Here is a 13,834-nt window from a genome sequence, read left to right on the forward strand (position 1 = left end):
TCCGCCTACCTTATTTAGCTCCTCTATTTAACTCGCGTTCTTAAACAGAACATTCCGCGTGCTCGGTCACTTGCTTGTTTAGGTGAGTAGCCAGCTCATCGTAAGGAATAGGGCGAGAGAAGTAATAGCCTTGCATTAAGTCACATCCACATGCCTTTAGAATTGCGAAGTGTTCGTTTGATTCTACGCCTTCTGCCAATACCACCATGCCGAAGTTCTTACCGATTGCGATGATGTTTTGCACCATTGTGAGTGACTGCTGATCGACAGCAATGTTCTCAATAAAGCTCTTATCGATTTTAAGCTCATCGATAGGCAGTGCTTTCAACATGCTCAGTGATGAATAGCCTGTCCCGAAATCATCTAAAGAGATCTTTATATTCTTCTCTTTGAGGGCTTCAAAAGTCGGTTTCACCAAAGTTACATCTTCAATGAACAAGCTCTCCGTAATTTCTAGCGTTAAACAGCTAGGGGAGAGTTGATACTTTTCTAGTGTCGCGAACAAGTGTTCAGAGAAGGATTGATGAGAAAACTGACGCACTGATATGTTGATCGACAGCCCGATCTTTTGTTCCGTTGTTCGGTGCAAGTGGGCGATCTGCATAATGCTGGACTCAATAATAAAAGTCCCCAGCTTTTGCATTAAGCCTGTGTTCTCAGCTATCGGTATAAAGACATCTGGCGGAACAAAACCCAATTCGTCATCAATCCAGCGAACGAGTGCTTCTACACCGTGAATACTTTCATTTGCACGAACCAGCGGTTGGAAAACCATGAACAGCGTTTGTTTCTCGATAGCGATGCGTAGCCTTTGTTCTACTTTCATTTTGTAGAGGTGCGCGTCTTGCATTTCCGTTGTGAAAATACTGTACGAGTTTTGCTGTTGTTTCGCTTTGTACATCGAAATATCGGCAGAGCGTAATAGGCTATCCAGATCTTTTCCGTGTTCAGGGAAACGCGCTACGCCGATGCTGCAACCTAACAAAAACTGAGCGCTTTCAACTTCATAAGGTTGAGAAAGCACTTCAATAATGCGCTTGGCGAGTCGTTTAATTTCAGCTTCATTCGACAAGGGCGTTAAGAACAAAAACTCATCACTGGATTCACGTACCAATAGGCTGAGGCGAGATCGGAACCTCATCAAACGCAAAGCGATCTGTTTGAGAACCTTGTCTCCAAAGTCGTGCCCGTGGGTGTCATTGACGCATTTAAAGTTATCGATATCGATAAACAACAGCGAAAACGGCTCTGACTCATCGTCTATCCATTTGCTAATATTTTTACGCATGTACAAGCGGTTTGGCAGAGAGGTTAAAGGGTCATGGTTCGCCTGATAAATGAGTTGGCTACGAGTACGCTGTTCATTCTTGGCAATCGACTTAACCAAAAAGTAGAAACCGAACTGAAGAAAAATAAAGGCAACGAAAAGAATGCTGAACTCTTGTATGAATATACTATCGACGTGAGTTAGATCCGTACGTCCCACCACCCATAATTTGTAGTTAGGGATGTATTTTGCGCTCATTAAAGAGTGGTACTGTTCATCGTCGACGACAAAAGAGTAGGTTTCTTGCCCATTCATCGCTTCTTGTACGCTAATTCCGAAGTGGTCGGTAAAGGTGCGTGCAATACGTTGTATGACATCTTTGCCGACTGGAGAGGAATAGGCACTCTCAGATTCAATATCACTTGAATAAAACTGGCGATAGCTGTCTTTTCTGATCAGGCTTAGTGTATTGAAACTTCCGGCGTGAGCATTATTTTCAAATACGATCGTTGCGTCTAGTCGTAGCCCTGCGGTCATTACTGCATCGGTTTTCTTGCCATCGATTGAAATGGATTTTCTCAGCGGGATAACTAAGCTATTCAACGATTCTTGAAAATAGGTACGGCCAAGCACCATGCTACTGCTTGATAGGGCGTCTAGGAAGGAGCCTCTGGTTGGCGCGTATTGCAGCAAGTTCCTTTGATTCGCAAGTTCGAGATTTGAGCTGATCGAGAGGTAATCACCGTCGGTGTTCAACAAGCCAAACGCTGCAATCGCAGGGTGAGTTTCAAGTAGCTTGTCTAAAATTGGCCTAATCTGGATAGACGCAGTACGTGTGAAATCAGACTGTTGAGCCAGTTGATGGCCAACCACTTCTAACAAGGCTTCTTGACTGGTCAGCAGCGAGTTGACGGAGCTAGAAAAAAGCTCAACCTGAATGTGTTGCTGCTCTATGAAGTCGTCTCTGTTCGCTTTCCAGTTTGTTATTCCCAACGCGGCGAAAAGTATCAGGGTCAGTAGTACGATAAAAGCGTACAGCGACCAGATATTTTTCTTAAATAGAGCCATGAGATGCCTTTTGTTGGTTACTACTTTTAACAGACTGCAAATGACAAACTATTGGGTTGTCAGTGCGATTCATGCAACGAAAGATACAAACACAAATGGTGAAAGTATCAATGATTAAATAGTGTAACGACTATGAGCAGAGATTCTTGAGTGAAAAATTAGTATTCATAACGTCGATAACGATTAGTTTATGATTAATCACAAATTATCGTTAGCAACTTAATGTGGGCTATAAATCAAACGGCGTGAATCGAGTCTTGGTCTCAAACGAACATAGCGTTAACTGCGACATAAAGGCTTACTTCATGAGACGAGAGGCCATCATTATCAGTAAGCTCTTTATGCATGCGCAGTATATTCTAACAGTGGCAGTAAGCGAAGTTGAATTACTTTTTAGTCACGGCGATAGGCAGTTTGTCGTTAGCACCCCATTCCGTCCATGAACCATCGTAAACGCCCATGTCACCTTTATAGCCAGCGAGTTTAGCGGCTAATAATATGATGCAGGCTGTTACGCCAGAGCCACAGCTAAAGAACATAGGTTGAGAAGGCGTTAATTCTAACGTTGAAAAGATATCAACAAGCTCTTCTTGAGGCTTTAACTTGCCGTTATCGAGTACTTGGGCAAACGGTAGGCAAATCGAATTCGGTATATGGCCACTACGTAAGCCTTCACGAGGTTCAGGAACTTCTGAATCAAAGCGAGCTTGAGAACGCGCATCTACAATGTTTGCGCTCCTCTCAGTTGAGTAACCTTCAACCTGCTGAGCACTGACAAAGTAGTTGTCTTGAATATGGCCTTCAAAATTGCCCGCCTTTACTTCGGTGCGATAGTCAGTCTCGGTCGCGTAACCGGCTTCGATCCAAGCGGGCAAACCGCCATCTAAGATGAATACGTCGTTGTGTCCCATTGCCATAAACATCCACCACGCACGGGGAGAAGCGAAGGTTCCGGAGTTATCGTAAACCACAATCGTACTGTCTTGATTGATGCCAATTTCTTTTGCGCGAGTGTTGAAATGTTTTTCGGTCGGGAACATGTGAGGAAGCAGAGTATGCTTGTTACAAAAGTCTTTGTCGTAGTCAAAACGAATAGCACCAGGAATCATTTGTCCTTTGATCTTCCCTGACTCGCTTGGAATTTGAAACTCGATACTGGCGTCGAGGATGATGATGTTGTCTTCTGCTAGCAAACGTTGTTGAAGTTGTTCTGGTGAGATGAGTGGCTGATTCATTATTGTTATATCCATTCTTGTTGTTTTAGCGATTCTTGCTGTTATAGCAAATACAGTGTTAGAGCGATTACAGTTGCTTTGCGAATACAGTTGCTTTTACGAATACCGTTGTTGTATCGATGGCTACTGTGCAGCTCGACAGTGTATGAACTGATAACTGCTTTGTCCGGTTATTTGATTGTTTAATGTATCAAGCGCGACCACAGAATCAATAGGGCAGTCTGTGGTAGGAGCAATAGAGACCCGAAATACGTCATTATCTTTTGTCTGAACCGTAAGATAACGCCTTTGTCCATCTAAGGATTGAGTAAGCGTGTTCGAAATGACTTTGGCTTGAATGCGTTGCCCCGTCTCTGATGTTAGCGGGAAATAGGCAAGGGCAACTAACACGCCTACGCCACACATTAAGATAAATAGACCTATTTTTAACTGTTTCATGAGAGTAAGTCTTTGAAGGTTATGTTGAAAATATAAGTGAGATTGGTGGTAAAGTGAATGCTACTCGCTAAGAAAGCTGAATTAACCGCTCTTCGAAGAAAACAAAAGAAGTGAGCATTTCTGCTCACTTCTTACTTACAAACAATCAACTTTGAATCTATTTCGTCAGAGATCTCGCTAACGACAAGTTACCTGCTGCTAAACGACTTACTGCCAGACAATCTGAGAGTCACCACTGGAAACCACTTGTTGTAATGGAGGTTGACCATCGTAGAACCAAATCTCTATCAAGAGTGCTTCATGGTTTACCGGTGCTGCAAAGTTCGAGGCGAATACGCCATTATCTAATGGACCTGCAATGACCTTGCTGGAGTAATCCGGCTTCAAGGTTGAGTCATCTCTTGTGCTAAATCGGCTATAAACGGTCACAAAAGAACGGTCTGTCGAAATGCTGCTGATGTCGATGTCGAGATCAAACTGTTCAACAGAGTTGTAGTCAAACCCGTCAGGTACCACCAAATCACTCATCGTATAGCTTTGCGCTGCTACCGCACTTGTCGCGGGAGACGGCGAAGGCGTTGCTGTTACCGGAGTCGTTGCTGTTACGGGATTCGACGGTGTTGCAGGTGTCGAGGGGGTAGATGGTGATGCCGTAGATGTACTTCCGCCCCCACCGCCGCCGCCCCCACAACCGGCTAATACTAATGGCGCTGCAGCTAAAATAACGGCTAGTGACTTCTTCATATTCCAAGTGTTTTGTACAGACATACGTTTTTCCTCAAAGAGATTGCGACTTGAATTAACGCAATGATTGTCTCGATATTGTTTAGTGTGAATAGTCATAACGCCTCTCCTTATGGTTCGTAACGTTGGTTGTCTGCAGGTGATTGGTACCATGTTTGGTTCGTTTCACCGCCGGATTCTGCGTATTCTTTAAACTCTGGGTAAGCGGTAACAATATCGACGTACTCTAGAGGCCACTCCCATTCGTCATCCGAAGTCACTATTAGTGCCCAAGGGTGGTTTTCTACTGTTTTGAAGTATTTACCTGTTGATGGATTACTGTCATCAACGCCTAATCCAGCTTCAAAGAGGTTTGTAGTATCAAATGCTTCTGTTGGAGCTTGGTCTGGCAAGTGAACCTCCCAGCTGCGTCCTGGATGTAGAGGTAGGTTTTCACCATGATAATACCCAGGCGTTGCGAAGATGAACGGGTCGTAAGGCATATCGGTCCAGCTGCCAGTACTCACACCGTCTCCGGCTAAAGTAATACCAATTTGGAATGAGAACTGCTCATCCTCTTTACATCCATTACTGGTGCGGTAGAAGGTGCAGCCAGTGCTGATTTTTTCTGTCAGGTCATTGGCGATAACAAAGATTGCTTCGCTACGTCCATCTTCTAGGTCAAGGTCAGTGAATACACCGTTGTGTTTCATGTAAGAGCTGCCACTACTCACCAAGCTCGGGTCTAGGTTAGGAAGTCGAACAGCAAAACCATTTCTGTACGATGCTCCGACAGCAGCAAGGCGGCCGTCAATAGTGGACTTAACGACTTTTCCATCTTTAAGGATTTCGGTAATGCGATACATAAGAACAGCATCGTTCATGTCGTAGTCGGCTTTATATGGCCAGTTATCTTCGTATGCGAGCGTTGCGTAACCGGAAGCACTTGGGAAGTAACGAGCGGTGGCACCATCGTTAAGAACATCGACTTGAATATCGACCACCTCACCAGAGGTTGAACCGCCAAAGTAACTTAGGTTGGTTTGTTGACTGAATCTAAATCGAGCCCACGTTGTACCGGATAGTGCGTTGATATCAACATTAAGGAACAGATCGTTTTCACCCGCGTCTAACAGGTAATCGGTAAACACTTGCTCGTTGGCGCCATCGAAGCTGCCATCTTGGTTCCAGTCTATCCAAGCTGAAAGGTAACCGGTTGTTGAAGCTTCAATCACCACTTTTGAATCAAGACCAGCTTCAAGTGCGGTCACAAAACCGATACCACCGTTCGCCCACTCATCATCAATACCCACACTTTCATCCGATTGCGGAGTTACATAGCCGTCAAGGTCGGCGTCGGGCGCATCTGTACCTAACCAAGTCACGCCATCCAGTTCATGTCGAGGGCCGTTACTTGCTAATAACGTTAGGTAAGTATCTGGAGCGTCACCGAAGTCGATGTTGGAATCTTCATCCACAACAGGCGCATTCGCACAGCGAGCACCATCATTTTGATTAGAAGAAGGGCCATTGGATACAAACTCTACAGCAGGAACGACACCTGCAGCGATGTTTGCAGCGTTATCTGGGGACAGGTTGATACGGTAGATCTTACCGTCTTGATTTCGAGATACGTAATAGTAGCCGTTTACATCGAAATAACCTGCGCCGAATGTCCCCGTTTCTCCAGTGTCACCGATGTAGGTTTCTGCGCCTGTAGTTGGGTTGAATTGGTACAAGCCACCAGAGTTATTATCGATACCATATAAAGAGCCATCACTTGGGTGGAAGGCAAAGTCGGTCAACCTCACAGTTGCTGGACTACCAGCGATTTTGTTGACCGTGACGGTCGCATTCGGATCAGAGTCTAAAGGAGAGAGGTCTACGGTGAATAAGCCTTTCCCTGTGCGGTAAAGGTAATACACATGGTCATAGACGTCGCCGACATAGAAAGTGTGGTCAGTTGGTAAGCCACTGGTATTGATAACTTCTGCTTGGAAGTCTTGGCCAAGACGCACTAAGCGTTTGTTGGTGGTGTCATAGCCATAAATATAACGATCCTGGAAATCAAAACCAACACCATTGATATTGGCATTCATACCCGTATCGTCTTCTAACAGAGTGGTTGAGCCGGTTACTAGGTTCACGCCCCAAACTTGCACTGGGGTGGATTGAAAGAGATACGCCTTACTTGGACAGGTATCGAATGGCGCTGCGTTGGCGACTAGGGGGGCACTTAATAGCACACTTAACGTTGTAATTCTCATATCTACATCCTTGTGATGGAAGGTCTAGATACTTTTACAAGTTACGTGCCATTTTTAAGTTGTTGATTTTTATGGTTTATATTTTAAGGCGTTAGGTTTCTCATTATATTCTCAAAATGAGAATTCAAATGAAACTAATCACTCATAGAGTATTTCAAATTGATAAAGCGATTTGAGACGCTTATGTTGAGACCTAAAAAAGCCCTGATTTTTAGTCAAGGCTTAGGTTTTCGATAAGAGGGGATATGATTCAGTCTATCCACACACCGAACAATTAGGCATCTTCATTAAATTCATTTCACGCCAGCTGTGAGACATGGCATCGAGAATCAAAAGTTTGCCTTGCTTTGGTTGTCCAAACTTGGCAATAACCTTGATAGCTTCCAAAGCCTGAGCCGCGCCTACCATGCCAACAACAGGTGCCATCACACCGGCTTCAACACAGCTTAGTGCAGCGTTGCCGAATAGAGCGCTTAAACACTGGTAACAGGGTGCGTCAGCATCTTGATAAGTGAATACGCTAATCTGACCTTCCATGCGAATTGCAGCACCAGATACGAGTGGCGTTTTTGATGCGTAACATAAGCGGTTCAACTGATTGCGCGTTTCGACGTTGTCACTGGCATCAAGAACAAGAGAGTGCGCTTCAATCAACTTGCCAAGTGCCTCGTCGTCAAGCCTGTGATCGACGGTTTCAATCGTCAGATGAGGATTCAATACTTGCAAAGACTCAGCGGCAGAATCGACCTTCTTCTTACCAATATCAGCATCGGTATGAAGCACTTGTCGCTGCAAGTTTGAAAGCTCGACAACATCATCGTCGATCAGCGTTAGCTTACCAATGCCCGCCGTCGCAAGGTATTGAGCAGAGGCACAGCCTAAACCACCTGCACCTAACACTAAGATTGAACTCTGTTTCAGCGCTTCTTGGCCTTCAAAATCAAACTGTTTGAGAATGATCTGGCGATTGTAGCGAAGCATCTCTGCGTCAGACAGTATTTCCATCAGCAAGCCTCGTTAGTAAAGCGTCGAGTTAAACAGTTGAATCTGAACCGTTTCACCGACTTCAACACGGCCACGTTCGCGCTCTAGTACCACAAAGCAGTTTGCTAAGCTCATTGAGCGGAAAGCGCCTGAACTCTGGTTACCTGTTGTTTCTACTACAAACTGACCGTTTTCAATCGAGTAGATGCCACGTTGGTAATCAGTACGGCCTGGGCCTTTTTTGAATGCAGATTTAGTGATAGCAGGAATCGACTCTGGTGCTGTCCATGCTGTGTGACCAGCTAATTTAGCCAGCATAGGCTGAACTAACACATACATAGTCATCATTGCTGATACTGGGTTACCCGGTAGGCCACAGAACCAAGCGTTGTCTAGCTCACCAAATGCGAATGGTTTACCGGGTTTGATTGCTAGTTTCCAAAAGCCAATTTGACCGAGTTCTTCCAAAATATCTTTGGTGTAATCCGCTTCACCAACACTCACACCGCCAGAAGTCACAACAACATCTGCGAGTTCTTGAGCTTTCTCGAAGGTTTCTTTAAGCGTTGCAGGGCAATCAGGGATGATGCCTAGGTCAATCGCTTCACAACCAAATGCTTCAATCAGCGGTTTAATGCCATAGCGGTTGCTGTCGTAGATCTGACCATCTTCAAGAGGCTGACCTAGCGGTTTTAGCTCATCGCCAGTAGAGAAGAAAGCGACTTTCGGTTTGTGTGCCACAGTTACATGACTCACACCGAGCGAAGCAATCATTGGAATGTCACGAGGTGTTAAACGTTCGCCGCGGCTAAGAACGATATCGCCTTGCTTGATGTCGTCACCAGTAGGGCGAATATTATTGTTCAGCTTGATGTCATCTTGTTGAATCTCAATACCAGCGTCAGTTTCAGCCGTGTTTTCTTGCATGATTACGGCGTCACAACCTTCCGGGATCTTTGCGCCTGTCATAATGCGAATACAGGTGTTTGCTGGCCATTCACCTTCAAATGGTTGACCTGCAAAGGACTTACCCGCTAGAGGCAGCACTTTACCGTTCTCTAGGTCTGCTAAGCGCAGTGCATAGCCGTCCATTGCTGAGTTATCAAAAGGAGGAACGAAAATTGGGGATAGAATATCTTCAGCAAGTACGTAACCCAATGCCTCTGCCAATGGCAGTGATAAGGTCGTTTGAATAGGTTTAATTGGTGATAGCAGCTTATCTAGTGCTTCTTCAATTGGCATCAAGCCCGGAGCGTCGCAACAGCCCATAATTGAAATCCTTTGATAGTTATTATTTTGATTTGGTGGTTGGCAATAGGGATTCAATAATTATCAAATCATGATGGTTCGCCAACGAAATTGCAGCCACTTTATCATAGTTTAAGCCCCGTAAATAATGACCTCCCTTAAAATATGGGTGTATTTATTCAAAATTCCGAGTATCCTTGTTTGCCATCCAGAAGGGGTAATAAAAGAGGAAGTTCAATGTCAGGTCTTAGCGAATCAGCGAAGTTGGTTAAAGATGCGCTAGCAAGCCGCGGATTAGAGACACCAATGAGTCCTAACCAGGTTAGCCGAGAAGAGAAAAAGGAACGAATCGAACACCATATGCGTGAGATTCTCACTCTCCTTGAACTTGATCTTACGGACGATAGTCTGGAAGAAACACCGCAACGTATTGCTAAAATGTACGTGGATGAAATTTTCTCTGGTTTGGATTACGCTAATTTCCCTAAAATTACCGTAATCGAAAACAAGATGGGCGTTCGTGAGATGGTACGAGTAAAAGACATTACTGTGACCAGTACTTGTGAGCACCACTTAGTGACGATTGATGGTAAGACTGCGGTCGCTTATATCCCTCGTGGGAAAATTATCGGCCTTTCAAAGATTAACCGTATTGTTCGATTCTTTGCTCAGCGTCCACAAGTTCAAGAGCGTATGACTCAGCAGATCCTGGTGGCATTGCAAACGCTACTCGAAACTGATGACGTTGCTGTCACCATGGATGCGGTTCACTACTGCGTGAAGTCTCGTGGTGTGATGGATGCAACCAGCGAAACGACAACCACGGCTCTGGGCGGTATATTCAGATCAAACCCAGCAACGCGCCACGAATTCTTACACGGCCTGCGTTGATTCACTGCATTATTAGATGAATTCAATTTAGCCTCTGTAAATTGATGTTCATTGAAATATATTCTAAGCCTCGCTTTATGCGGGGCTTTTTTACGCCTGTAATGACTACGAATGTCGTAACTCCCTAAAGTAAGGAATGGACGTAATAGGGAATCTGTTTTGATTAGGCGTTTATTAGTGTGGTTGGTATGAGATCCGCGACTCAGTCGTTCCTTCTTCTTGAGGATGACGGCGAGAAGGAGGAATTGGCTCAATAGTATTTCACCTAAAGCGGTTTTTTGTTTCTGTCTAGGCAAACCGAAACGTTGAATCGAAGTAACACGAGTCCGTCATTCCCTAAAGTGAGGAACGAACGTAATAGGGAATCTCTGGCGGCTAAGCAGAAAAAGCACGCTCTATAAAAATATAGAGCGTAACTAGAATCAGTCGCTGGTGTAGTGCTTAAGAAAGGTTAAACAAACGCTTTAAGTGGTGAACAATACCTGATGGTTTGTTCTCAGCTTGATAGATGTTCAAGCCATCATAAAAACTCGCCATGAACTCTACGCGAATCTCATCATCACTGCTTCTCGATATGCGAGACAGTAGCGTAGCGGCTACAGCAGCATGATCATTGGCTAGGCTGTAATCCATTCCTAGTCGTCCTTGAATGAACAACCACAAATGCGTGACTAGTTTTAACTGTTGAGCGTTAGAGTTTTGAAACTTGTCGCTGTGTTCAGTGCCCACTGTATTATCGAATACATTTTGCATCGCCTCATTCGCTTCTTTATTGCTTTCAAAGCGATAGCTTGCATCGATATGTACCTTGGTTAACAGGCCAAGTAACGTCTGACGTGCAGAGTTGTCCGGCTTGTTCTCGCAGGCGTGTTTAAACAAAGCATGGTTTTCATCAATAAATGACGACAGCTCTTTCTCATAGCCTGTCGAAAGCGCTTTGACTGAGTCTAAACCTGCTTCTTTTAAACACTGGTGAAGCTTGGTTCTAGCTTGTTGTTTAGCTTTGATTTCTTGCTGCGTGTCTTCTTCTAGCAGGCTAGCTTCTGTTTGCGAACTATTCGGGGTTGGACGCTCAGTCATTACTCTGTAGCTCTTCCCACGTTACTTCTGCAGATTGAGTATCGCTGTTAATGAAAGCAGAGTTACCCGTCAGCATGACTGAAAGATCCATCGTGCGTTGTGTCATCGCTGCTAGCTGCTCAATACCATCGTTGTCTAGACGAACGATCTGAGCTTTTAGGTAACCGAATTTACCTTTGTTCTGCTCCCACCAAACGTTTGATTTAGTGTTGAAGCTGAAAACACGCACTGATTTAGATAGGCGAGTTGCCTTCTTAACACGCTCTGGATCAGGTTCGCCAACATCGACCCATTCTAGGATTTGATCGTCTAACGACTTCTGCCATAAATCGGGTTCTTCAATGCTAGACAACCCTTTAGTGAACTCAAGTTCAGGAGATGCATTGATACAGAAAGCCATGATTCGAGCCATCATTCGCTGTTCTGTTTCAGAAGGGTGTTGTGCAACCGTTAGATTAAAAGAGTCGTAATAGTCGCGATTCATATCAGTTAAAGAGATACGAAACTTATAGATTGTCGGTTTAAGAGCCATTGAGAGGGTGTCTTAGGTAGAAATAGTGAAGGGGAATATTACCTTAAATCTCTGAATAGCGGGTAAAAAAATAGCCAGCAGAGGCTGGCTATTTTTAGAAAGCTTTAAAATACTAAATTAAAGTACTTTGATGCTGTCAGCTTGTGGGCCTTTTTGACCTTGAGATACTACGAACTCAACTTTTTGGCCTTCAGCAAGAGTTTTGAAACCGTCGCCAGTGATAGCAGAGAAGTGTGCGAATACGTCTGGGCCGTTTTCTTGTTGAATGAAGCCGAAGCCTTTAGTTTCGTTGAACCATTTTACTGTACCAGTAACTGTGTTAGACATGATGATATCCTAAAATTAAATTTTTATTTTGAGCCAATTGTGGCACTGATAGCGCGGAAAAGTTTATTGCTATTGCGTACAACACAACGGGGTTACTAGTAATCCAACGAAATGTTTATATACAAAGAACTTTCTTTCTAGCCGGAGTGAAGTCTAAATCAAATCAGGGGATAGTCAATCGAATCCATAGTGAAAGGTTGCAGAAACTTGGGGGTAGTCAAACTTTGCATTCCTTAAATATCATGGAGTTACAGTTGTATGGTGATTTGTTGTAGTTTTTGTGAAAAAGGTGGTCGAAATTGATGACGAATTTGGAGTAATTGCACTGTTTTAGCGCATTCATTTTTGCAAATTTAAAGCCGCTAACCGGGCGTTGAGCACACTTTTAACGGCTTATATTTATAAATGTCGTTGTAAGGTAAATGCCTTTACTTGAACGAGGTCTCGGCTACTTTTTCAAGCGGTACAGGTTGCCATTATCGGTGCTGAAGAAGATGTCTCCGTTTGGTGAAGTTTCGATGTCTCTTATCCTTTCGCCCAAGTCCTCTAAAATGCGTTCTTCCTCGATTGCCTCACCTTGTTCATTGACTGTCACAATATTGATGTGAGTAAGTTTTAGTGCGCCAGCCAGCAGCTTGCCTTTTAATTCTGGGTATTTGTCTCCTTGGTAAACAATCAAACTGCCCGGAGCGATTGAAGGAACATAGACTTTTTTAGGCGCTTCAATACCATCTTTGGTTTCAGATTCGCCAACGCTGATAGGGCCCCAATACTCTTTTCCGTGTGAGGTGACTGGCCACCCATAGTTGGCACCTGCTTTTATTAGGTTGATTTCATCACCACCGCGAGGGCCGTGTTCAATTGACCAGAGTTTTTGAGTCGGGAAATCGTAATACAGACCTTGTGGGTTGCGATGGCCAAAGCTCCAAATTTCATTGAGCACCTTGCTGTTATCCGAGAATGGGTTATCGCTTGGTGTACTTCCATCGGCATTCAATCGTAATATTGAGCCAGCATGAGTCATGGTGTCTTGGCCGTTGTCTCGATCACCGCGGTCGCCGATTGAAAAATACAGGTGGCTATCATCAAAGGTGATACGGCTACCAAAGTGACGTCCGGTGTCCGTTCTGGATTTAGATACAAACACATCTGTCCAATTGGTGACTTCATTATTGCTGTAATTAGCAGAAGCCAGTGTCGTTACGCCTTCATCATCGATGTCTTTACTGTAAGTGACGTAGAACTTTCCGTTTTCAAAAGGAGATAGTGCGATATCTAATAATCCACCTTGGCCTTTCGCCCATACATTGGGCAACCTGAACAGTGTGTTTTGATCGCCTGTTTTTAAATCGACATGTTTAATGACGCCTGATTTTTCTGTGACTAGCATCGACTTATCGTTGACATAAGCCAGCCCCCAAGGGATCACGAGTCCGTCGGTGATCTTCTCTGCCTGCCACGCAAAGGCTGACGTTATAGGACCAGAGGCAAGCAGCGCCAAAGCACATGAAAAAATACGGTGATGAGTGTTCATTGAAGTCCCTTGATTATGAGCATCTAGTATTAGTCTAGCGCTTGTGGCCGATAGGCGAAAAGCCGAGGTTGCTGAAAAGTGACTATTCACATATTTAGTTGAACGACTATTGTATGATTATACAAGCTCACGTATGTTTACTGTGCCTTTCTCTATTTGATCCCGTCGGAGCATTATGAACAACTCGTCAGCAGCATTTTCGCTATTTTCTCAGTTTTTATGTTGTGAGTTAGATACGCA

General features: G+C 44.3%; 12 protein-coding genes. 1 reads left to right on the plus strand and 11 read right to left on the minus strand.

The window, feature by feature from the left end; translation table 11 throughout:
- Positions 1-40 precede the first annotated feature (40 nt).
- The 7 genes from MSG38_RS00335 to moeA form a co-directional block, all read right to left on the minus strand.
- Positions 41-2,335 (minus strand): EAL domain-containing protein, encoded by a 2,295-nt coding sequence (locus tag MSG38_RS00335; RefSeq protein WP_248400696.1) that lies wholly within the window; start codon positions 2,333-2,335, stop codon positions 41-43.
- Positions 2,336-2,721: 386 nt separating this feature from the next.
- On the minus strand, positions 2,722-3,570 hold the full coding sequence (locus MSG38_RS00340; RefSeq protein WP_248400697.1) for a sulfurtransferase: 849 nt from the start codon (positions 3,568-3,570) through the stop codon (positions 2,722-2,724).
- A 123-nt stretch (positions 3,571-3,693) separates the two neighbouring features.
- A complete protein-coding gene (locus MSG38_RS00345; protein ID WP_248400698.1) occupies positions 3,694-4,008 on the minus strand; it encodes a hypothetical protein in 315 nt (104 codons plus the stop codon).
- A gap of 207 nt (positions 4,009-4,215) precedes the next feature.
- The gene (locus MSG38_RS00350) at positions 4,216-4,851 is read right to left on the minus strand and encodes a hypothetical protein (RefSeq protein WP_248400699.1); all 636 of its coding nucleotides are present in this window, start codon (positions 4,849-4,851) and stop codon (positions 4,216-4,218) included.
- Between the two features lie 11 nt (positions 4,852-4,862).
- Positions 4,863-6,998 carry an LruC domain-containing protein gene (locus MSG38_RS00355; RefSeq protein WP_248400700.1) on the minus strand — a complete coding sequence of 712 codons (2,136 nt, stop codon included), beginning with the start codon at positions 6,996-6,998 and terminating at the stop codon, positions 4,863-4,865.
- A gap of 255 nt (positions 6,999-7,253) precedes the next feature.
- On the minus strand, positions 7,254-8,003 hold the full coding sequence (gene moeB, locus MSG38_RS00360; RefSeq protein WP_172378845.1) for a molybdopterin-synthase adenylyltransferase MoeB: 750 nt from the start codon (positions 8,001-8,003) through the stop codon (positions 7,254-7,256).
- Between the two features lie 12 nt (positions 8,004-8,015).
- Entirely contained in the window at positions 8,016-9,251 is a 1,236-nt protein-coding gene (gene moeA, locus MSG38_RS00365; protein WP_086968280.1) for a molybdopterin molybdotransferase MoeA, read from the minus strand.
- Between the two features lie 216 nt (positions 9,252-9,467).
- On the opposite strand from moeA, the gene folE reads away from it, so the two are divergent.
- Entirely contained in the window at positions 9,468-10,121 is a 654-nt protein-coding gene (folE, locus tag MSG38_RS00370; protein ID WP_017061725.1) for a GTP cyclohydrolase I FolE, read from the plus strand.
- Positions 10,122-10,562: 441 nt separating this feature from the next.
- On the opposite strand, the gene MSG38_RS00375 is transcribed toward folE, so the two are convergent.
- The 4 genes from MSG38_RS00375 to MSG38_RS00390 all read right to left on the minus strand — a co-directional run bounded on the left by MSG38_RS00375 (position 10,563) and on the right by MSG38_RS00390 (position 13,594).
- Entirely contained in the window at positions 10,563-11,201 is a 639-nt protein-coding gene (locus MSG38_RS00375) for a hypothetical protein (RefSeq protein WP_248400701.1), read from the minus strand.
- Positions 11,194-11,733: a YaeQ family protein gene (locus tag MSG38_RS00380; RefSeq protein ID WP_017061727.1), complete on the minus strand. Its 540-nt coding sequence runs from the start codon at positions 11,731-11,733 to the stop codon at positions 11,194-11,196. The genes MSG38_RS00375 and MSG38_RS00380 overlap by 8 nt, the downstream gene beginning before the upstream one ends.
- A 117-nt stretch (positions 11,734-11,850) precedes the next feature.
- Complete coding sequence (locus MSG38_RS00385; RefSeq protein ID WP_010430417.1) at positions 11,851-12,060, minus strand: cold-shock protein; 210 nt, start codon at positions 12,058-12,060, stop codon at positions 11,851-11,853.
- A 448-nt stretch (positions 12,061-12,508) separates the two neighbouring features.
- Entirely contained in the window at positions 12,509-13,594 is a 1,086-nt protein-coding gene (locus MSG38_RS00390; RefSeq protein ID WP_248400702.1) for a PQQ-dependent sugar dehydrogenase, read from the minus strand.
- Between the last annotated feature and the right edge of the window lie 240 nt (positions 13,595-13,834).

Source organism: Vibrio sp. 1CM24A (assembly GCF_023161725.1).
Lineage (GTDB): Bacteria > Pseudomonadota > Gammaproteobacteria > Enterobacterales > Vibrionaceae > Vibrio > Vibrio coralliirubri.

Excerpts from the sequence above, each read along its gene's own strand:
- MSG38_RS00375 (WP_248400701.1), bottom strand. The coding sequence starts at position 11,201 with ATGACTGAGCGTCCAACCCCGAATAGTTCGCAAACAGAAGCTAGCCTG.
- folE (WP_017061725.1), top strand. The coding sequence starts at position 9,468 with ATGTCAGGTCTTAGCGAATCAGCGAAGTTGGTTAAAGATGCGCTAGCA.
- MSG38_RS00335 (WP_248400696.1), bottom strand. The coding sequence starts at position 2,335 with ATGGCTCTATTTAAGAAAAATATCTGGTCGCTGTACGCTTTTATCGTA.
- MSG38_RS00355 (WP_248400700.1), bottom strand. The coding sequence starts at position 6,998 with ATGAGAATTACAACGTTAAGTGTGCTATTAAGTGCCCCCCTAGTCGCC.
- MSG38_RS00340 (WP_248400697.1), bottom strand. The coding sequence starts at position 3,570 with ATGAATCAGCCACTCATCTCACCAGAACAACTTCAACAACGTTTGCTA.
- moeB (WP_172378845.1), bottom strand. The coding sequence starts at position 8,003 with ATGGAAATACTGTCTGACGCAGAGATGCTTCGCTACAATCGCCAGATC.
- moeA (WP_086968280.1), bottom strand. The coding sequence starts at position 9,251 with ATGGGCTGTTGCGACGCTCCGGGCTTGATGCCAATTGAAGAAGCACTA.
- MSG38_RS00385 (WP_010430417.1), bottom strand. The coding sequence starts at position 12,060 with ATGTCTAACACAGTTACTGGTACAGTAAAATGGTTCAACGAAACTAAA.
- MSG38_RS00380 (WP_017061727.1), bottom strand. The coding sequence starts at position 11,733 with ATGGCTCTTAAACCGACAATCTATAAGTTTCGTATCTCTTTAACTGAT.
- MSG38_RS00390 (WP_248400702.1), bottom strand. The coding sequence starts at position 13,594 with ATGAACACTCATCACCGTATTTTTTCATGTGCTTTGGCGCTGCTTGCC.
- MSG38_RS00345 (WP_248400698.1), bottom strand. The coding sequence starts at position 4,008 with ATGAAACAGTTAAAAATAGGTCTATTTATCTTAATGTGTGGCGTAGGC.
- MSG38_RS00350 (WP_248400699.1), bottom strand. The coding sequence starts at position 4,851 with ATGACTATTCACACTAAACAATATCGAGACAATCATTGCGTTAATTCA.